Origin of the sequence: Corallococcus sp. CA047B, assembly GCF_003612065.1 — a bacterium.
GTDB lineage: Bacteria > Myxococcota > Myxococcia > Myxococcales > Myxococcaceae > Corallococcus > Corallococcus praedator.
Genome location: NZ_RAWD01000003.1, coordinates 97,840 through 117,037 on the forward strand (window position 1 = coordinate 97,840; position 19,198 = coordinate 117,037).

Below are 19,198 nucleotides of genomic sequence, written 5' to 3' on the forward strand. Positions count from 1 at the left end.
GGAACTCGTTTCAGAAGAAGAGGGTGGTTGCCGCGTTCAGCGTTGAGTCCACCCATAGCAGCGGGCGTGCCAGGGCCCTGGAGGCCTGGGGGGACGCGCAATCCATTGATCTTCCTCGGCTTGGATGCGCGCCAACGCGGCTCCGCGCGGCTCGGCCTGATGACCGCCGTCATTCCCTGATGACTCCAGTCACCACGCGCGGTCTGCTTGGGAGCGGCGGGAATCGAACCCGCCTCAAGGCGGAAGCAAAAACCCTAAGCAGGTCGCGCTGTTACCGGCTAATGCCTTGATCTCACACCGGATCGTTCCCCCGCTCCGTCCCGTTTTGTCCCGTCTCGTCCCGTTCTTAACCCCGCTGGAGGGGCACACTGGGGGCACATGCGGCCCAACAGGGGCAATCTGCTTGAACGCAAGCGGCCTGAGTTCCCCGGTCTCCCAGGGCTCACGAGAACCCCATGGGAGGCGGACAGTCGCGTGTGCCCTGGAAAGGTGTGGCAGGGGAGGAGCGGGTGGCGGAGCGCGGGTGGGCGTACCGGCGGAGGCAGCCGGAGGGGACGGTGCTGTACGAGGCGGTGAAGGACCACCTGGCCACGCTGCTGGCGGAGGCGAGCGAGGTGGGGCTCGGCCTGCCCCGGTGCGTGGAGCGGGACGTAAGCCTGGTACCTGGAGTGCGGAGTGCTGGCGCACGGCTTCGCGCGGGGGCGCTGCGAGAGTTGCAAGGACGAGCTTCTCGTCGCCTTCTCGTGCAAGGGACGAGGGGTGTGTCCCTCCTGCAACGCGAAGCGGGCGCATGTGACGGCAGTGCACCTGGTGGACTGGGCCGGGCTGCTGCGCAGGACGTTCGCCCTGGATGTGTTCGCGTGCGTGAGGTGTGGAGGCAGGCTTAAGGGTGTTGGCGTACGTGAAGGGAGCAGGAGGGGGCAGAGCGATTCTGGAGCACCTGGGGTTGCCCACGCGAGTGCGCACCTGCCCCCTGGAAAACGGCGTGACGCAGGAGGAGCTCGTCGCGCTCATGGCCCACCTGGCCTTCTACGCCGGCTGGCCGAACGCGATGTCCGCCATCAGCCGAGCCAAGGAACTTTTCGGCGAGACGGCCACCTGACGGCGGACCGCGCGGTCCAGCTCGACGCGTGGCGACTTCCGGCACCTAAACCCAGCTCTCGCAGGTCCTCACATGACGATCGAGTTCTTGGGCTGCATCAGGAGGGGAACGGGCGCCTCTTGAAACATCTCTTTGAGGTCGATCTCGATGTTCCTCGCGATTGAGGAGATCGGCGTGTCATCCGAGCCTCCCTGGAAAGGATTCTCGGAGTGAGCCCCGATCTTCTCGATCGAGTGGAAGACCCAGCTGATGAGCATGCTCACTGGAATCGAGAGCCACACCGTCGCTCCCCCGTCTCGGCGAGCTCGTGGAGCCGTCCGAGGGTGCCAACGAGCTGAGAGAGGCGAATGCTGTCGAGCCATCCCCGGTCGAAGGCAGCCTTCAGGTCCTCGGACTGGAGGGAGATGATCTGCGCGGCTGGGTTCCTCGTGACCTTCAGACGCTCCCACTGGGCCTCCTGCGCATAGGGCCGCATCTCCGCGTCCAGGTCCCCGTCCCATTCGGGCACCTCATAGACCCCGAGGTACTCCCTGTTGACGGTCTGGTCCATGCGCTCCCAGCGTCTCCTCTGTCTGAGTTGGAAGCGCAGTGCTGTCAGCCATGCGAAGTGCCGGCGGACGAGCGTGCGCGTGAACTGCTGGGCCTCGGGGGGCCCGGCAGAGACCAGGTCTCGGACCTGGATTGCCCAGGTGCGACTCAGATTGACGATCGCACCCCAGATGATCCTGGCTTTCCAGAGACGGTCGTAGGTGGAGTTGTTGCGGAACGCGAGCAGGAACGCCGCAGCCGTTCCGACGGTGGCGATGGGCGCCCAGGGCAGCGTGAGCCACTTCCAGCCGAGCAGCTGGTAAAGCAACGTGGGGACGGTGGCATTGAGAGCGAGCACGTAGAGCTCTTGCCTCGTCCATCTGAGAAAATCGCGAAGGCTGTAGTGATCTCCAATGTGCATGTCGACGTAGGGCCCTGCTGGCTCACAGCCCGAAGGTGACGGAAACGTCGCCCGAGCCCAGTGCCGCGGTCAGGCCGATGGGGTCGTCCACCTCGGCAATTCGCGTGTACCGATAAGACGTGGAGAACGACTCGTAGAAGAGAACCAGGGTGTTGGATCCGTACAACATCACGTCGCCGGCCTGGATCTTCCCGGGGTTCGCGTCCTTCGCAGGTAGGCTGTCCGGGAAACGGTGATATTTCTCGTTCGAGTTCAGGTCCTTCATGTTCAACGTGAGCGGCAGCATCTTTTTGAAGGCCCGCGCCGTCTCGTTGTCGTGAAGGGTGGCGGTGAAGACCGCTGTTCCGACCGTGATCTTCATCTGAGCCGACGCCTCGCCTGGAGGGGCGTGACTGCCCCCGCCGTCCGTGGAAGGAGCCGTCGGCGAGGCGGGTCCGCCACGCCTCGGGTCCGAGTTGTTCGCGCAAGCACAGCCCGCGAGAAGAAGAGAGAGCGAAAGGCCCAGGGCCAGCGGCCGTGTCCTGTGAAGCGTCATGAGTAGCGCACCCGATACCGCGTGATGCGCAGCGCAGGCGTGCTGGGATGCGGCTGTGCGAGCGCAACGCCGACCACCGGCAACCCGACGAGTGCAACACCGATGAATCGTTTCATGTCCGTCCTCCTGATTTGAAAGCACTGCATGTCGCTCTGCCCGCTCATCGCGCCGCCCCCGCGGAGTTGGAGCTTCTTGCCTGCGTGGGGACGCCCGGCGCGCTGGCGCTCCGCCACCAGGGCCCGGTGCGAGCGACCTCGCCGAGGACCAGGGGCGCTCCCAGCATCGGCGTCACGATGCTCACGCCGCGCTGATCTCCGAGGCGCACGAGGTGCTCGATGGGCTCGTCCCACGGGTGCGCCGCCAAGTTGAAAGTGGACCAGTGGATGGGCAGCAGCAGCCCGCCCCCCAGCATCCGGTGCGCCTCTAGCGCGTTGTCCGGACCCAGGTGGATGTCTCCCCAGGCGGGGTGGAAGGCGCCAATCTCGAGAGCCACCAGGTCGAAGGGACCGAAGCGGCGTCCAATTTCCTCGAACTGAGGCGTCGGCCCGCTGTCGCCGCTGAAGAAGACTCGGTGTCGCGCGCTCCGGACGACCCAGGACGCCCACAGCGTGGTGTTGCGCGTCCCTGTCGTCCTGCCGGAGTAGTGCCGCGACGGGGTCGCCACCAGGGACACGTCCGGCGTGACGCGGGCCTCGCTCCACCAGTCGAACTCGACCAGCTGCGCCCGCGGCACGCCCCACGCCTTCAGGTGGTCAGCGACACCCAGTGGGACGAAGAAGCGCACGCCCGTCTTCGCCAGCGCCTGGACCGTGTCCATGTCCAGGTGGTCGTAGTGGTCGTGCGAGATGACGACGGCGTCCAGCTTCGGCAACGCACTGAGCGGCACGACAGGCGGGTGGAAGCGCACGGGGCCGACGAGCGAGGACGGCGAGGCGCGCTCGGACCAGATGGGGTCGGTGAGCACGCGCGCGCCGTCCACCTCGATGAGGAGCGTGGAGTGGCCAAGCCACGTCACGCGGCCGCCTTCGCCCACGGACATCCAGTCCTCCCGTGCGGCGATGGGTGGCGGCGCCGGAGGCCGTCGGCGCTCGCCGCCGAAGAAGACCTGCATGAGCGTCGGGCGCTCCCCCGTGTACGGAGGCGAAGGTGCTTCGAGGTTGGCAAAGCGCCCGTCCTGGAAACGCGACTGCCTGGCCAAGCGGGTGAGCCTTGCCGGCTCCGGCGTGTCGCCAAGGGTCTGGAGGCCTTGGGTAGACAGAAGGACCGCGCCTGTCACGAGTATCAGGACGGCGAGGAAGCCGAGCCCCAAGCGCAGCGCCAGTCGACGAAAGCGAGTCCGTGTCGGCTGGGTACGCATGCGCATGTGCACCTAGCCCTGGGCGTCCTTCAGGCTCGCCACGTCGATGACGAAGCGGTAGCGGACGTCCTTGTTCACGATGCGATCGTATGCCCGGTTGACGTCCTGGGCGCGCACGACCTCCACGTCCGCCTTGATGCCGCGCGCGGCGCAGTAGTCGAGCATCTCCTGCGTCTCGGCGATGCCGCCGATGAGCGAACCGGCCACGCTCTTGCGACCGATCACCATCGACAAGCCGTCGAGGCTGCCGAGCGCCCCGAGCGTGCCCAAGTTGACGAGCGTGCCGTCGAGCTTCAGCACGTCCATGAACGGGCGCATGTCGAAGGTCCTGGGCACCGTGGCGATGAGCAGGTCGCAGGTACCCGCGTGCTCCTTCATCGCGGCCGCGTCCGTGGAGAGGACGGCGTGCCGGGCGCCCAGACGCCGCGAGTCCGCGACCTTGCCCGGCGACGTGGTGAAGACGGTGACGTCCGCGCGGCGTGCCACGGCGAGCTTCACCGCGATGTGCCCCAGCCCTCCAAGGCCGACGACGCCCACGCGCTGGCCCGCCGAGACCTCCCAGTGCTGAAGGGGCGAAAAGGTGGTGACGCCGGCGCACAGCAGCGGTGCCGTCGCCGCGAGGTCCGCTCCCGGAGGGATCCGCAGCACGAAGCGCTCCGGGACGACCATCGTCTCGGAGTAGCCACCGAAGGTGTAGCCGCCCGCCGCGGGATCTGGCGCGCCATAGGTGAAAACGGTGCCCTTCAGGCAGTTCTGCTCGCGGTCCGCGAGGCAGTTCGCGCACTCCCCGCACGAGCCCACCATGCAACCCACGCCGCCCACGTCCCCTACCTTGAAGCGGGTGACCGCGCTGCCCACCGCCTGCACGCGGCCAACCACCTCGTGGCCCGGCACACAGGGAAAGCGCGCCCTGTCGCTGCGGGCGACGTGGATGTCCGAGTGGCAGATGCCGCAATAGAGGACATCCAAGAGGACGTCGTTGGGCCCCATGGCGCGACGCTGGATGGTGAGGGCCTTCAGGGGGCCTTTGGCCTCCGCGGCGCCAAGCGCCCGGGTCGTCCGCGGACCCTGAGTGGCTCGTCCCGCCTTGGGCACGGCTGGCTGCGCGGAGGCGGTCGTACCCGCAAGGGCGCTCGCAGAAGCGAGCCCCAGGCCCGCCTTGAGAATGGTCCTGCGGGCGGGGGGGGCCGCGTGATGAACATGGCGCGGGTCATCGCACTGGGTACACATGGGTCGGGGGCCCTTTCGCCCTGAAGGAGCCCCCGTGGTCGCGCTCCCGGGAAGGGAGTCGATGTGGAGGGCGACAACAGGAGTACCCGTCGGGCGCCCCATGCACTAGCCCGAGGGAGCGAACGGGCCGTTAAGCGGGCGTTGATGATGATGAGTCCTTTGGACTGTCAGGCCAGGCAATACATCACTGCACCGTCTGGCCGCCATCGACGACGAGCGCATGCCCGATCATGAAGGCCGCCGCGTCGGAGCACATCCAGAGGACCGTCGCGGCGATCTCTTCGGGCCGACCCATTCGCCCGACGGGCTCCTCCGAGACCACCTTGGCTCGGCCCTCGGGGGTGCCGCCCGTGAAGCGGTCCATCATCGGCGTGTCGATGTACCCAGGGCAGACGGCATTGATGCGAACATTCTGCGCCGCATAGTCGAGGGCCGCCGCCCGGGTGAGGCCGATCACGCCGTGCTTTGCGGCGGTGTATGCGGGGCTGCCCTTGATTCCGATCACCCCGGCCCCCGAGGACGTGTTCACGATGGCGCCGCCCTGTTTGAGGATCAGCGGGATCTCGTACTTCATGCACAGGAAGACGCCACGAAGGTCGATGTTGAGGATCCGGTCCCACTCCTCCACCTCGTACTCCGCCGTAGGAGCTGGCTTTCTCGGTTCGATACCCGCGTTGTTGAAGGCGAAGTCCAGCCGTCCGAAGGTCTCAACGGTCTTGTCCAGGGCCGCCTTCACGTCCTCGGCCCGTGTTACGTCGCATCGGACCGCGAGCGCCTTTCCGCCTTGTTCCTCGATCATGCGTGCCGTTTCCCGGTTGCCCTGTTCGGACACGTCGGCGAGCACGACGCTGGCCCCCTCTCGGGTAAAGGCGAGCGCCGTGGCGCGCCCGATGCCGTTGGCGGCCCCCGTTACGAACGCGACCTTCCCTGCGAATCTGCCGTTCTCGTTTGTGGTTCCCATCGAGTCCTCTGTCAGGCGTTCATGTCGACGACGAAGCGGTATCGAGCCCTCTTGGCCACCACCTTCGACCAGGCTTCATCGATGCCCGTCAGGGCGATCTTCGTGACCTCTGGCTTGATCTTCTGGAGAGCGCAGAAATTCACCAGCTCCTGCGTTTCCCGGATGCCGCCCGTAACCGACCCCGCGAGCGAGTTTCTCGCCAGCACCAGGTGCATCTGGCCGACCTCGTTGGGAGTCGTGAGCTTTCCAACGCCGACGCGACAGTAGGTCGCATCCCGCTTGAGGAGAGGGATGAGGCGATCCAGCTCGTGAGCATACGGGACGGTGTCGAGGATGAAGTCGAAGGTCTTCTTCTGCTTCGAGAAATCCGCTCCCTCCTTGTTGACGAGCACCTCTTTCGCTCCGAATCGTCGAGCGTCTTTGGCCTTGTCGGGCGAGGTCGTGATGACCGTCACTGAAGCGCCCAGCGCACTCGCAAGCTGAACCGCGAGGTGCCCAAGGCCGCCCAGCCCGACGATGGCGACGTTCTGTCCCGGGGCCACGCTCCAGTGTCGAAGGGGGGAGTAGACGGTAATACCGGCACACAGCAGTGGGCCTGCCTCGGCGAGATCGATGGAGTCCGGGATGCTCAGGACGAAATCCTCGTCTACAACGACGAGCCTCGAATAGCCGCCCTGCGTAATGGAGTCGTCCCGATCCTTCGACCCGTATGCCTGTGTGTTTCCATTTTCACAGTATTGCTCAAAGCCAGCCTGGCACTCCCGACACTGCCGGCAGGAATTCACCATCGTCCCGACTCCGACGCGCGAGCCCACCTTGAACTTGCTCACGCTCGACCCGACGCCCACGACTTCACCCGCAAGCTCGTGACCGGTGATCAGCGGATACGGATACTTTCCCCAGTCGCCTCGGACGGTGTGGATATCCGAATGGCAGACGCCGCAGTAGTGAATCCGGATCGCCACGTCCTTCGGGCGGAGGGCTCGACGCTGGAACTTGAGGAGCTTGTGGGGGCCATTCGGGGAGTAGGCGGCCATGCCCTCCGTCGGAAACGGACCGGTCCCCTGTTCCACTGGACCTCTTGCCTCTGCGCCGACGGCGGTCAGAGGACCTAGGACGGTTGCCGCTCCCGCGCTGGCCATGGCGAAAGCGGTGCCGCGCACGAACTCGCGTCGGCTGTGCCCACGCTGATGCACTTCGGGTTCCTCACTGCTCACGGAGCTGGAGGTCTCTTGCGCGTGTTGCATCGGCTCAGCATGGAAATGGCTCCGCGACGAGGGAACCTGGCTGTTAGGACCATCGAGCGTCGGCAAGCCAACAGCATAAGCAGCCCCGGTGCGCCTTCCTGGAGGGCTTCTCCTGCATGCCAACACGCTCCCTGAAGCAGGGGCGGAGCCGGGGCTGGAGGAGGAGAGCCCCGCCTTTGCCGCGACGGTGGAGGAGCCGAGGAAGGAGCGCATACCCCGTTTGGATTGGGCCGGGCTGCTGAAAAGGACGTTCGCCCTGGATGTGTTCGCGTGCGTGAGGCCCTCTGTGTCAGGGAAGTTGTCGCCTCGGCTGAGCGGCCGGGATGACCACGCCTTGGAGGCGAGAGCAGGCAGGACGCAGTGCCGTACACGGATGGATTCAAATCAGAGATGGTGAAGCGGATGGTAGGCCCGGGCGCGGTGAGCGCCGCAGCGTTGGCCCGCCAGGTGGGAGTGTCGCAGCCGACATTGTCGCAGTGGTTGCGGGAGGCGAATAAGTTGGCGGCGATGACGCCCCCGCCCGAGGAGAAGAAGCCCGCGGTGTCCGCTGGGCCGAAGAAGTGGACGCCCGAGGAGAAGCTGCGCGTGCTGGTCGCAGCCCAGGGGCTCACCGGCGAGGCGATGGGGGCGCTGCTGCGAGGAGAGGGGCTGCACGAGGAGAAGCTGAAGGAGTGGCAGCAGGCCGCAGCTGGAGCCCTCTCGGGTGCCTCCGCCGAGCCACTGCCGGCCAAGGAGCGCAGGCGACTGGCGGTGGCCGAGAAGCGGGTGAAGGAGTTGGAGCGCGAACTGCACCGCAAGGAGAAGGCGCTGGCGGAGACGGCGGCGCTGCTGGTGCTCGAATAAGTTCAGGCGACGGGTTGGGACGAGCGGCACCTGGACGACGAGGACGCCGCAGCGGACGAGAGGCGCGAGAAATGACGCTCGCGCACGTCGAAGAAGCCCTCCAGCAGGGCGTGCGGCTGGAAGCCGTCTGCGAGCGGCTGGGGGTCGCCCCTCGCACCATTCAACGTTGGAGGAAGCCGGCCACCGCGCAGGATGGGCGGTGCGGTCCGCGCACCCGGCCCGCCAACCGCCTCTCCGAGGGAGAGAAGCGCCGGATGCTGGCGGTGGCCCACAGCGAGGAGTTCCGGGACGTGTCGCCCAAGCAGTTGGTGCCGAGGCTCGCGGACCGGGGCGAGTACGTGGCCAGTGAGGCGAGTTTCTACCGGGTGCTGCGCGCGGCGGGACAGCTGACGCACCGAGGCCCCGCGAAGCCGCCCACACCGCGCCCGAAGGCCGAACACACCGCCCCCCGGCCCTGCCAGGTGTGGATCTGGGACATCACCTACCTGAAGGGCCCGGTGAAGGGCTGCTTCCTCTACCTCTACCTCGTGGTGGACGTCTTCAGCCGCCGCATCATGGGCTGGCGCGTCCACGAGGAGGAGTCGTCCGCGCATGCCGCAGCCCTCATCCGCGACAGCTGGCAGGCCGCCGGCTGCCCCGAGGGCCTGGTGCTGCACGCGGACAACGGCGGCCCCATGAAGGGCGCAACGATGCTGGCCACGCTGCAATGGTTGGGCGTGGCGCCCTCCTTCAGCCAGCCCCGCGTCTCGGACGACAACGCGTTTTCCGAGGCCCTCTTCCGCACGCTGAAGTACCGCCCTTCCTTCCCCCAGCGAGCCTTCGCCTCGACTCAGGACGCGCACGCATGGGTGGCGCGTTTCGTGGGCTGGTACAACACCGAGCACCGGCACTCCGCCATCCGCTTCGTCACGCCGGAAGCCAGGCACTTCGGCAGCGAAACGGCACTGCTCGCCCAGCGCCACCAGGTGTACCAGCGCGCTCGTGCCCGTCGCCCCGAGCGATGGAGCCGCGACACGCGCGACTGGACGCCCGCGGGCCCCGTGCGCCTCAACCCCTCACCGGAAGTGCAGGAGCTGAAACGCATCGGCTGAACCCTTTCACGCGACAACTACCTTGACGCTCACCGATGGCCTCTATCCCGCCGATACGCCAGGTTGTTGCGCGCAGTGCGCAGTGGCGAAAGGGGATCGCGGCGATCATGTCTGGTTGCTGCGCGTCCTCGCGCAGCCGGGCGGGATGATCGATTCGATGGTGTCGAGTTTCTGCGCGCCGATACCCACCGGGGAAGGGGCATTGCGTCGATGGCTCGGGCTGCTGCGCGCTGCGCGCGCTTTTCGTAGAGTCCCACGCCATGGGCCTCCTCACCTTCGGTCTCAACGTGACTTTGGACGGGTGCATCGATCACACCCAGGGGATCGTGGACGACGAACTGCACGACTATTGGACGCAGCTCATGGAGCAGAGCGGGGCGATGCTCTTCGGGCGCAACACCTACGAGCTGATGGAGGGAGCCTGGCCCGCGGTGGCACGCGACGAAAAGGCGCCGCGCGCGATGCGCGAGTGGGCACAGAGGCTCGAGGCGAAGGCGAAGTACGTCGTGTCGGGCTCGCGGAGCGACTTTCCGTGGCAGAACACGATCAAGGTGGAGGGTGACCTTGGCGAGGCGATCTCGGCGCTGAAAGCGAAGACCGAGCGGGGTGTCCTCGTCGGAGCGCCCAAGCTCGCGGCTGCGCTCGAGGAGTTGGGGCTCATCGACGAGTACCGCATCGTCGTTCATCCCATCATCAGTGGCCGCGGGCCGACGTTGTTTCATGGCCTGTCGAGTGCGCGGCATCTCGAACTCCTATCGACGCAGCGGCTCAAGTCCGGCGTGCAGGCGCTCCACTTCCGTCGCAAAGCGGAATGAGCGTGGAAGGACCCGAGCGCTTCACCGGCGGCTGCCTGTGCGGCAGCGTCCGCATCGTCGCGTCGGGACGGCCGTACCGCGTCGCATGGCCTCTATCCCGCCTATACGCTTCCACTTGCCGATCCACGTCTTGCTCATGTCGTTTCCGTCTCCGGTTTGGTCCTTGAAATGCAGGTGCAGCCCCGTTCTCAGAGGGTGGCGCCTTGGAAGCGGCGGCAATTGAACCCGCCGCCGGAGGCCTCAAGATGAAGTCACCCCGCGAGTTCCGTACTGCTAACTCTCAACCTTGAGCTGTCCGATTTGACGGGGGCAACTCCACGCATCAGGCAGCGCGTCCCGAAGGAGGTGCGGTCCATGTGTACTCGTGCCCTAGACTCCTCACGAAGTTCCGCGCTTGAACGCATGATTCGAATCCGTGAGGTGGGGATGATGCAGCGTTTCGTACTTCTTCTCTGGCTGGCCACCGCTGGCTGCGCTTCGAGCCAGCGGCCGGCTGACGCCGAGCGCTGGCTCCTGACGGCCGCGCGGCTCTATGTGGCGCCGGATGAGCCTCCGATGGACAACGCCTGGGTGCTCGTGAGCGGCGGAAAAATCGAAGCCATCGGCTCCGGGTCGGTCGCTCCGCCGGCCGGGGTCCGGCGGGCGGACGCCTGCAGCGGCGGGGTGATTACGGCTGGGTTCCAGAACAGCCACGTTCACTTCACGGACCCTGCGTTCGCCGGGGCCGCCGGCCGCCCGTCCGACGCGCTCCAGCAACCCCTGAGCCGGATGACCACGCGCTTCGGCTTCACGACGGTCGTTGATACCGGGTCCGACCCCGCGAACACCGAGGCCCTTCGCCAGCGCATCGCGCGCGGCGAACTGCAGGGGCCGGCGATCCTCACCGTCGGAGCCTCGCTGTATCCGGAAAACGGCATTCCCATCTACCTGCGCGACCTGCCGCCCGAGTTGCTGCGACAGCTACCGCAACCCGCGACGGCGGATGAGGCCCGCGCCATCGTGCGCGGGAACTTCGAGCACGGCGCGCAGGGGACCAAGCTGTTCATCGCCACGCCCCAGGGACATGGTGAGATCCGCCGCATGTCCGCGGACATCGCGCGCGCCGCGGTGGACGAAACCCGCCGGCAGGGTGGCCTGTCCATGATGCACCCCACCGATCCCGAGGGGGTGAGCGCCGCCGTGCAGGCCGGCGTGGACATCCTCGTGCACACGACGATCGATCCGCCGAAGTCTACGTGGAGCGCCGAACTCATCCGTCAGATGGTCGCGAGCCACGTTTCCGTGGTCCCGACGCTGCAACTCTGGGGGTACGAGCTCGCCAAGGCAGACGTGCCCCCTCACATCCGCGAGGCCATCGTGGCGGATGCCGAACGGCAGCTCGCGGCGTTCTCGAGCGCCGGTGGTCAGGTGTTGTTCGGCACCGATGTCGGGTACATGGCGGACCTGGATCCGACGCAGGAATACGTCCTCATGGCCCACGCGGGGCTGACGCCGATGCAGATCCTCGCGTCGCTGACCACCGCCCCTGCGGCACGCTGGCACGCTGGCGAGCGCCGTGGCCGCGTCAACCCAGGGCTCGACGCCGACCTCGTGGTCCTCGGCGGCGATCCCACCACGGACGTTCGGAGGTTCACCGACGTCAAGTGCACGATCCGAGCGGGCAGAGAGCTTTTTGTCCGCTCGGCGGAGAGCGACGATTCGTCGGGTCGCTGAAAACCCTCACCCCCGCTGCGTCCTTCCCGCAGGGTGGACCTGAAGGAAGAAGCCTGGCCACCCGGATGGGATTGCCAGGCTTCTCACGTGACGCCCTTCAGCGCGTGGCGCGTTGCAGGTGGATCATCGCCTCATCCAGCAATGCCGCCACGCCCCGCTTCACCACGTGCACCACCTTGTGGTGATGCGCGGGCGGCCCGTGCGTGTAATGGCCAGACACCTTGTGGTGCAATTCCGTGGCGCCCCAGACCAGCACCAGGTCCGCCCACTCCAAATCACTCCGCGCCCGGTCCGACGTGCGCCGCTCCGTGCCGTCCACCATGCGCAGGTCGATGTGGCCGCCCAGCTTCGACTCCAATTCCTCGCGCACCGCGGGCGAGCCGCCCACCACCACCACGCGGTTCACGTTGCGGGCGTGGCACACCTCCAGGAACGCCACCTCCGCGCGCCGGTTGGCGGAACCGCCGCACCGCGCGCAGTGACTGCGCGGCTCTACACGGAGAGGCTCCCGGCCGCTCGCCGTCGCCACCTGGAGGCAGGCGGGATCCGCGCACACCTGGAAGAAGCGCTCGGTCAGCACCTCGGCCGCTCGCATCAGCTTGGGTTCGCTCATGCGCGCCTTGCCCGGCCGCGTGAGCCCCACCTCCTCCAGCACGCCCCGCGCCCGCACGCGCGCGTCCATCAGCGTGACGCCCCGCTCCGCCAACCAGCCGTCGATGTCCCGGTCCGCGCTCATCGCTTCGCCACCTGATCAGGAGTAGCGGCGAACAGCTCCGACTGCATCGGGACGGACCCGGCGGGCTGCTCCAGGCCGAGCGCCTCGCGCACCGGTCCAAAGCTCCGTCGGTGGATGGGCAGCACCCCCTTCGCCTGGATCGCCGCCACGTGCTGCGCGGTGGGGTAGCCCTTGTGCGCCGCCAGCCCGTAGCCCGGGTAGCGCGCATCCAGCTCGGCCATGTGCCGGTCGCGCGTCGTCTTCGCCAGCACCGACGCCGCCGCGATGCTCAACGAGAGCGAGTCACCCTTGATGATGCCCCGCTGAGGCGCCGCGCACTGGGGAATCGTGCGCGCGTCCACCAGCACGTAGTCCGGCGTCATCCCCAGCCCCTCCACCGCGCGCCGCATGGCCAGCAGGCCCGCGTGGTAGATGTTGAGCCGGTCGATCTCCTCCACCTCCGCCTGGCCCACCGCCCACGCCACCACGTCGCGCTTGAGGGCCTCCGCCAGCGCCTCGCGCTTGTCCGGGTCCAGTATCTTCTTCGAGTCGTCCAGCCCCCGGAGCCGGTAGCCCCTGGGCAGGATGGCCGCGGCGGCGACGACGGGGCCCGCGAGCGGCGCCATGCCCGCCTCGTCCACCCCGGCCACCTTCAGCAGGCCCTGCTCCCACAGCTCCGTCTCGAACTTCAGCAGGTGACGCAGCCGCTGGCCTTCCGCCCGGTTCTTCTCCTGGCGCGAACGCAGCTTGCGCGCGAGCCCCTGCGCGCCCTGTCGGGGATCTGCTTCCAGCGCCTCCAGCAGTCCCTGCGGGACGGACTGGGCCTGGGTGATGAACCGCCCCGTCAGCTCGGTGACCGAGCACTGGAGCAGCACTTCCACACTGTCTGCGGGCATGGGGGACCTTCAGGGGATGCCACGGATATGCCTACCCGGGGGGTAGCGCGGTTGCACGGCTTACTGGAGCGAAGGGACACCAGTGCCGCGACAACACATCCATGACCCCGCCTTCAGGCACACCGAGCGGGCGGCCTGGATGAAGGGGAGCCTGTCCGACGCGAGCGCGCGCATGCGGGTTTGACGCATGGCGTAAGCCGTACCGCACGCGGGCAGGTCAACACAACCGCCCCACGGCCCGGGACGGTGGATTTCCACCCGGCCCGGACCTCTCTGGCGGGTCTTCGACGTCAGTCCCGCATTTCCAGGGTCAGCTCGGCGGGAACAGGCGTGCAGTGACACGCATCGCACGTCCACTCCACGCGCTCGGCGGGCGTCACGTGCGAGCCCGCGGTGGCCACCACCCGGATGGGGCTGGGCGCCAGGTGCTCGTTGATGGCGGTGGTGAGGCCGCGGTCATCCGTCACGCCGGTGATGCTGGCATTGCTCTCCAGGTTGGTGGCCGTCACGGTCGCGCCCTGGATGAACGCGCCATCCGACGACACCACGTGCACGCGCAGCGACAGTGGCTCCGCGCACGGGTCCTCCTGGCGATTGGCGCTCGGGGCTTCATCACAGCCCGTCACCCACACGCTCGCGAGGAGCCCCAACCATCCATACGTCCGAAACCGCTTCCCCATCCCCACGCCCCCGACCCGTCCCATGCGGACAATCTGGTACCGGAGGACGGGTGCCGCAACGCGAAGACTACGCAGCGGACGTCACCCGCCCCTGGGCAAAACGGGCGGCATCCGTGTCCGGATATCGGTGCAGGATGTACCGGTAGATTTCCTCCGCGCGCACCGTGTTTCCCATCTTCTCCCCCTGCACGCGCGCCAGCAGCACCAGCGCGCGGGGCGCGGTGGGCTCCTCGGGCGCCGCGTCCGCCGCCGCTTCCAGCGCCATGACCGACAGTGGGAAATCTCGTTCCACCGCCGCGGCCTGTCCAACGAACAGATGGTGCGTGGGCGAAAGCTTCAGGTGGGGCAGAACACGCAGGGCCGCGTACAGGGCGAGCGCCCGCGCCACGTCGCGCGCCTCCACCGCCTGCGTGAACGCCGCCACCTGAGAGGCCATCTCCTCGGGGGAGGAGGGCGCCTCGGGTTCGGGGACTTCGGGCGCGGCGCCCCGCAGCGGCGGGGGGGCGCGCTCCGGCGCGGTGGTGCCCAGCACGGGCTCCAGGAAGTCGCTCGCGGGCAGGTAGCCCAGCGCATCGCCGTACACGTACAGCACGAGCCCCAGCACGTTCGCGGCGGCGAAGGGCACAAGCAACGTGAGCGCCTCCGCGATCCACCGGGACAGGAAGAAGATGTGGAACGCCAGCACCTGGTCCGCCTGCCAGTGCATCCCCGCGTGGGCGACGGCCAGCAGCGCGAACACGCCCATCACCTTGAGCGCGTCGCGCCCCAGGGCCCGGATGCACGCGAGCGCGCGGAGGGGATGGAGCGCGCCGACCATCGACTGTCCCATGGCCGCGACCAGCCACGCCCACGGCAGCCACAGGAAGCCCAGCAGCACGAGTCCCCAGGTGAGCGGGTCCTCCAGCGCGGCCGGAGGCATCACGGCCTCCAGGGAGGCGCCCAGCAGCAGGTTCATCAGGTGCTGTTGCGGCGACGGCGCCAGGGACACGGCGCGCGCGAACGCGGGCAGGAATACGCCGACGGTGACGACCAGGCCGCGCAGGCCGGGGATCAGGTTGTCGCGGATGACATCGGTGAAGACGGGGGCCTCCGGATCCGGATTGCCCCGGGCCGCGCCTTTCACGAGCGCGAAGAAGGTGCCCCAGAAGATGCCCAGCGCCAGCGTCAGCGGCAGCACCTGGATCAACCGGATGCCGCCTCCGAGCGAGCGCAGGACGGCCAGCATCAGGCTGACGGCCAACAGCGTCTGCAGGCCCGGCCCGGTGAGGGGAAAGCGCAGGGCGCCCGTCAGGCGCTGCTGGAAGTCGAAGTCCGAGCGGTGGCGCAGGAGCACGTTCGCCGTGCCACCGCAGCGGCCGCAGGCGAAGTACTCCACCGGGCCCATGCGCCGGGTCTCCACGCAGGAGGGGCACAGGGGCGACTCGCATTGCTCGCAGCGCCAGCCTGCGACGGCGGCCGGATGGGAGCGGCACGTAAGGGAGGCAGGGGCGGCCTTCATGCCGCGAAAGCCTACTACGCCGGGCCGGGCGTCTCGTCCCAGGGCGCGCCGAGCCAGGCCTGGAACGCGGCCTTCTGCGCGTCGGTGGGGCGCTCCACGCGCTGGAGCCACACGGCATCCGCGGGCTTCTGGCCCAGCACCACCGGCACCTCCAGCAGCCGGTCGCGGCGGAACAGCGTCACCTTCACCGTGTCGCCCGGGCGCTTGTCCTCGCAGCGGGCGATGAGCCCCGCGCCGTCCACGCGCCAGCCGTCCAGCGCCACCACGTCATCCTCCGGGTAGAGGCCGGCCTCCAGCGCGGGCGTTCCTTCCGGCACGGTGGACAGCGTCGCGGCGCCGCGCAGGGTGACGCCCAGCCAGCCCTTCGGCTTGGGCTCCTGCTTGAGGCGCGGCGGCGTGCCGCCCTTGTCGTTGGGGGCCTCGCGCACGCGGAAGGACACCTCCAGCCCCACATGCGCGAAGACGCTGTAGTCCAGGTCCTCCGTGGAGCGCACCGCCCGGTCGAAGAAGGGCGTCAGGTCCACGCCCGCCACCGCGCTCGCCGCCTTCTCCACGCCGTCCTCCGGCACGCCGGAGCCGTCGCCGTGGTGGCGCCACAGCCAGCGCAGCACATCATCCAGCGACTTCGCGTCCCGCGTGGCGCGGCGCACCTCCAGGTCCAGCAGCGCGCAGACGACCTCGCCCTTCAGGTAGTAGGAGACGGCGCTGTTGGGGGAGTGCTCGTCGGGGCGGTAGTGCTTCACCCAGCTGACGAGCGACGCCTCGGTGAGCGTCTGCACGCGGCGGCCCGGGGTGGAGTGCAGCAGGCTGAAGGTCTCTCCCAGCCGGGCCAGGTAGCGCGACGCGGACATCAGCCCGGCGCGGCGCACGAAGAGGTTGTCGTAGTAGGCGGTGCCGCCCTCGAAGGCCCACAAGAGCGTGGTGTAGTTCTCCTGCGAGTAGTCGAACGGCACCAGCGCGCGCGGCTTCACGCGCTTGATGTTCCACAGGTGGAAGTACTCGTGCGCCACCAGGGTGAGGAAGTCCTCCCAGCCCCGGTTCGACGACAGGCCCGTGCGCGGGAAGAGCAGCGCGGTGGAGGCCTGGTGCTCCAGCCCGCCCCGGCCCTTGTCGGTGAGGTAGACGAGGAACAGGTAGCGCTTCAGCGGAAGGCCGTCGTACATGCGCGCCTGCGCCTCGCAGATGCGCTGCATGTCGGAGCACATCCGCTCCGCGTCCGGCACGCTGTCGCCCCAGACCACCACCTCATGCGGCACGCCCGCGGCGGTGAAGGTGAGCGGCGTGTGCGGGCCCACCTCGAACGGGCTGTCCACCAGCGTGTCGTAGTCGGGCGCGTGGAACGTGCCGCCTTCGGAGTCCAGCGCGCAGAAGGTGCGCCAGCCCGGGGGCGCGTCCACGGTGACGCGGTGGGGCAGCTCGCGCGTGCCTTCCGTGTAGAGGAACACGGTGGCGCCGTTGAAGTAGCCGTGGCTGCCGTCCAGGTGGCTGGTGCGCACGCTGAGCTCGTTCGCGTAGACGCGGTAGCGCAGGGTGACGGCGTGCCCCCGCGCCTCCACGCGCCAGGTGCGCTTGTCCACCCGGCGCACCGGCAGCGGCTGGCCGCCTTCGTCCACGGCGCTGACGTCCTGCACCTGGCGCGCGTATTCGCGCACCAGGTAGCTGCCCGGCGTCCACACCGGCATCACCGCGTCGAGCGCGTCGGGCCCGGCGGGGAAGGTGGCCTCCACCTCGAACAGGTGCGCATGCGGACGGGGCATGGCGACGCGGTAGTGGACGGCTGACGACATGGCCGGAGTTGCCTTTCTCGCGGGGGGACCGCGGTCGGGATTACTTCGCGCGGACGAGCACGGCGCCGAAGAAGCCGTCGGTGCCGTGGGTGTGCGGGGCGAGGCGCATGAAGGGGCCGGGGCCCACCTTCTTGCCCAGCTCCGCGCCCAGGATTTCGGCCACGGGGCGCACGGTGAACTCGGGGTGCCGGGACAGGAAGTCCTCCACCACGTTCTCGTTCTCCTCGCGCAGCACGCTGCAGGTGCCGTAGATGATCCGGCCGCCGGGCTTCACCAGCGTGGAGAAGCGCTCCAGGAGGGCCTTCTGCCGGGCCACGTGCATCTCCAGGGACTCGGGCGTGAGGCGGTAGCGCGCGTCCGGCTTGCGGCGGAAGGTGCCGGTGCCGCTGCACGGCGCGTCCACCAGCACGCGGTCCGCCAGACCCTTGAGGGGCTCGAGCGCGGCCTCCGCCTCCGGGCCTTCGGGCGGGATGATCTGCGTGCGCACGTTGTGCACGCCGGCGCGGCGCGCGCGCTTGCGCAGGTCCTCCATGCGGCCTTCGTCCACGTCGAGTGCGTGCAGGTCGCCGCGGTTCTTCATCTGCGCGGCCAGCTGGAGCGTCTTGCCACCGGCGCCCGCGCACGCGTCCACGACGCGGGTGGGCGGCGCGTCCACGAGCATGCCGAGCAGTTGGCTGCCCTCGTCCTGGATTTCGAGCCAGCCGTCCTTGAAGTTCTGGAGCGAGAAGATGTTGAGGCGCGTCTCCAGCGTGATGCCCAGGGGGGACAGGGGCGTGGGCTTCGTGGACTCCACGTCCTCGGCGGCCAGGCGCTCCTGGAGGATGTCGCGGTCGCCCTTGAGGGCGTTGACGCGGGCGTTGAGCGGGGCGCGCTCGTTCATCGCCTCGGCGGCGCGGCTGGCGTCCTTGCCGAAGACGGCGCGGAACTTCTCCGCGAGGAAGTCCGGCAGCGACGCGGCGATGGGGAAGCGCTTCGCTTCGGGCAGGCCATCGAGTTCGGCGGCGGCGTCCGGGAGACGGTCAAGCACGGTGAGGTCCGTGCCGGACAGGCCGCTGGTGCGCGAGACGTAGTTGGGGTCCTCGCCGTGGAGGATGCGGGACGCGGCCAGCCGCATGACGTCCTGGCGGGTGCCGTCCAGGGTCTCGAAGTTGTGCTGGGAGTGCTCCAGCAGGAAGTCCACGGTGCGCTGGCGGCGCAGCAGCGCGTAGACGCGCTCGGCCACGGCGCGGCGCTCCGTGGAGTAGAGGAGCGTCTTCCTGCGCAGGACGAACTCCAGCGCGCGGTCGGACAGGCGGCCCTCGCGGCGCACGCCGCCGTAGGCCTCCAGACAGGCCTGGAGGACCAGGTCCTCGCGCAGGGGGCGGTTCGGGTTGGGACGGGCGCGCTCGTGCTGGGCGCGGCTCATCTTGGGTTTGTCGGGGCGTCCGCCGGCTTCCTTGCGCTTCGGGCCGCCGGTGCGGGGCGGGTGGAGCCCGCCGCCGCCGCGCTTCGCCTTCGGGGCGGCACTGCGGGAAGGTTCCGAGCCGTCGGGGCGGGATGAGCGGGGCCCGCCGGACTTCGGGGCTGAACCGCGGGAGGGTCCCGGGCCGCCGGGGCGGGACGAGCGGGGCCCGCCGGACTTCGAGGCGGCACCGCGGGAAGGTCCAGGCTTGCGAGTCGTGGCCATGTGGCATGGGCCTTCGCATCCCCCGGGCCGGCTTGACAAGCAGGGAACGCAAAAGACGCCCCCGGAAGGCCCTGGGGGACCGGTCGGCGGGCGTCCAAGCGCCAGGTGGGGAG

At 68.7% G+C, this 19,198-nt stretch carries 17 protein-coding genes and 1 pseudogene; 5 read left to right on the plus strand and 13 right to left on the minus strand.

The genetic code is table 11. From position 1 onward, the window contains the following. Positions 1 to 675: 675 nt before the first annotated feature. Positions 676 to 786, plus strand: a pseudogene (locus D7X74_RS44800) (transposase zinc-binding domain-containing protein); the annotation flags it as partial. Between the two features lie 160 nt (positions 787 to 946). Next, on the plus strand, positions 947 to 1,102 hold the full coding sequence (locus D7X74_RS01235; RefSeq protein ID WP_233601921.1) for a carboxymuconolactone decarboxylase family protein: 156 nt from the start codon (positions 947 to 949) through the stop codon (positions 1,100 to 1,102). Between the two features lie 68 nt (positions 1,103 to 1,170). On the opposite strand, the gene D7X74_RS01240 is transcribed toward D7X74_RS01235, so the two are convergent. The 7 genes from D7X74_RS01240 to D7X74_RS01270 form a co-directional block, all read right to left on the minus strand. Continuing rightward, positions 1,171 to 1,359 carry a hypothetical protein gene (locus D7X74_RS01240; RefSeq protein ID WP_120531044.1) on the minus strand — a complete coding sequence of 63 codons (189 nt, stop codon included), beginning with the start codon at positions 1,357 to 1,359 and terminating at the stop codon, positions 1,171 to 1,173. A 2-nt stretch (positions 1,360 to 1,361) separates the two neighbouring features. Continuing rightward, entirely contained in the window at positions 1,362 to 1,988 is a 627-nt protein-coding gene (locus D7X74_RS01245; protein WP_158620441.1) for a bestrophin family ion channel, read from the minus strand. Positions 1,989 to 2,073: 85 nt separating this feature from the next. Further along, positions 2,074 to 2,412 carry a cyclophilin-like fold protein gene (locus D7X74_RS01250; RefSeq protein ID WP_199741739.1) on the minus strand — a complete coding sequence of 113 codons (339 nt, stop codon included), beginning with the start codon at positions 2,410 to 2,412 and terminating at the stop codon, positions 2,074 to 2,076. Positions 2,413 to 2,746: 334 nt separating this feature from the next. Further along, positions 2,747 to 3,697 (minus strand): MBL fold metallo-hydrolase, encoded by a 951-nt coding sequence (locus D7X74_RS01255; protein WP_120531047.1) that lies wholly within the window; start codon positions 3,695 to 3,697, stop codon positions 2,747 to 2,749. A gap of 258 nt (positions 3,698 to 3,955) precedes the next feature. Beyond that, complete coding sequence (locus tag D7X74_RS01260) at positions 3,956 to 4,933, minus strand: NAD(P)-dependent alcohol dehydrogenase (protein ID WP_199741740.1); 978 nt, start codon at positions 4,931 to 4,933, stop codon at positions 3,956 to 3,958. Between the two features lie 424 nt (positions 4,934 to 5,357). Further along, a complete protein-coding gene (locus tag D7X74_RS01265; RefSeq protein WP_120531049.1) occupies positions 5,358 to 6,134 on the minus strand; it encodes an SDR family oxidoreductase in 777 nt (258 codons plus the stop codon). A gap of 11 nt (positions 6,135 to 6,145) precedes the next feature. Beyond that, on the minus strand, positions 6,146 to 7,171 hold the full coding sequence (locus D7X74_RS01270) for an NAD(P)-dependent alcohol dehydrogenase (RefSeq protein ID WP_233595803.1): 1,026 nt from the start codon (positions 7,169 to 7,171) through the stop codon (positions 6,146 to 6,148). A gap of 570 nt (positions 7,172 to 7,741) precedes the next feature. On the opposite strand from D7X74_RS01270, the gene D7X74_RS01280 reads away from it, so the two are divergent. The 3 genes from D7X74_RS01280 (at position 7,742) to D7X74_RS01290 (ending at position 11,843) form a co-directional block, all read left to right on the plus strand. Further along, positions 7,742 to 9,315 (plus strand): IS3 family transposase gene (locus tag D7X74_RS01280; protein WP_370450699.1). Its coding sequence is split into 2 segments (ribosomal slippage): positions 7,742 to 8,222 and positions 8,222 to 9,315, totalling 1,575 coding nucleotides; the frame shifts between segments, so codons are not numbered across the junction. 260 nt (positions 9,316 to 9,575) lie between these two features. After that, complete coding sequence (locus tag D7X74_RS01285) at positions 9,576 to 10,130, plus strand: dihydrofolate reductase family protein (RefSeq protein WP_120531051.1); 555 nt, start codon at positions 9,576 to 9,578, stop codon at positions 10,128 to 10,130. A 402-nt stretch (positions 10,131 to 10,532) separates the two neighbouring features. Next, positions 10,533 to 11,843 carry an amidohydrolase family protein gene (locus D7X74_RS01290; RefSeq protein WP_158622153.1) on the plus strand — a complete coding sequence of 437 codons (1,311 nt, stop codon included), beginning with the start codon at positions 10,533 to 10,535 and terminating at the stop codon, positions 11,841 to 11,843. Positions 11,844 to 11,940: 97 nt separating this feature from the next. Here D7X74_RS01290 and D7X74_RS01295 read toward each other — a convergent pair whose 3' ends face one another. The 6 genes from D7X74_RS01295 to D7X74_RS01320 all read right to left on the minus strand — a co-directional run bounded on the left by D7X74_RS01295 (position 11,941) and on the right by D7X74_RS01320 (position 18,824). After that, complete coding sequence (locus tag D7X74_RS01295) at positions 11,941 to 12,579, minus strand: hypothetical protein (protein WP_120531053.1); 639 nt, start codon at positions 12,577 to 12,579, stop codon at positions 11,941 to 11,943. After that, positions 12,576 to 13,454 carry a ribonuclease HII gene (locus D7X74_RS01300; protein WP_120531054.1) on the minus strand — a complete coding sequence of 293 codons (879 nt, stop codon included), beginning with the start codon at positions 13,452 to 13,454 and terminating at the stop codon, positions 12,576 to 12,578. The genes D7X74_RS01295 and D7X74_RS01300 overlap by 4 nt, the downstream gene beginning before the upstream one ends. Before the next feature lie 290 nt (positions 13,455 to 13,744). Next, on the minus strand, positions 13,745 to 14,134 hold the full coding sequence (locus D7X74_RS01305) for a carboxypeptidase-like regulatory domain-containing protein (protein WP_233601922.1): 390 nt from the start codon (positions 14,132 to 14,134) through the stop codon (positions 13,745 to 13,747). A gap of 67 nt (positions 14,135 to 14,201) precedes the next feature. Beyond that, positions 14,202 to 15,518, minus strand: coding sequence for a tol-pal system YbgF family protein (locus tag D7X74_RS01310; RefSeq protein ID WP_120531055.1), 1,317 nt, complete (start codon positions 15,516 to 15,518; stop codon positions 14,202 to 14,204). Between the two features lie 128 nt (positions 15,519 to 15,646). Further along, the gene (locus D7X74_RS01315; RefSeq protein ID WP_120531056.1) at positions 15,647 to 17,419 is read right to left on the minus strand and encodes a M61 family metallopeptidase; all 1,773 of its coding nucleotides are present in this window, start codon (positions 17,417 to 17,419) and stop codon (positions 15,647 to 15,649) included. Positions 17,420 to 17,459: 40 nt separating this feature from the next. Beyond that, positions 17,460 to 18,824: an RsmB/NOP family class I SAM-dependent RNA methyltransferase gene (locus D7X74_RS01320; protein WP_120531057.1), complete on the minus strand. Its 1,365-nt coding sequence runs from the start codon at positions 18,822 to 18,824 to the stop codon at positions 17,460 to 17,462. Between the last annotated feature and the right edge of the window lie 374 nt (positions 18,825 to 19,198).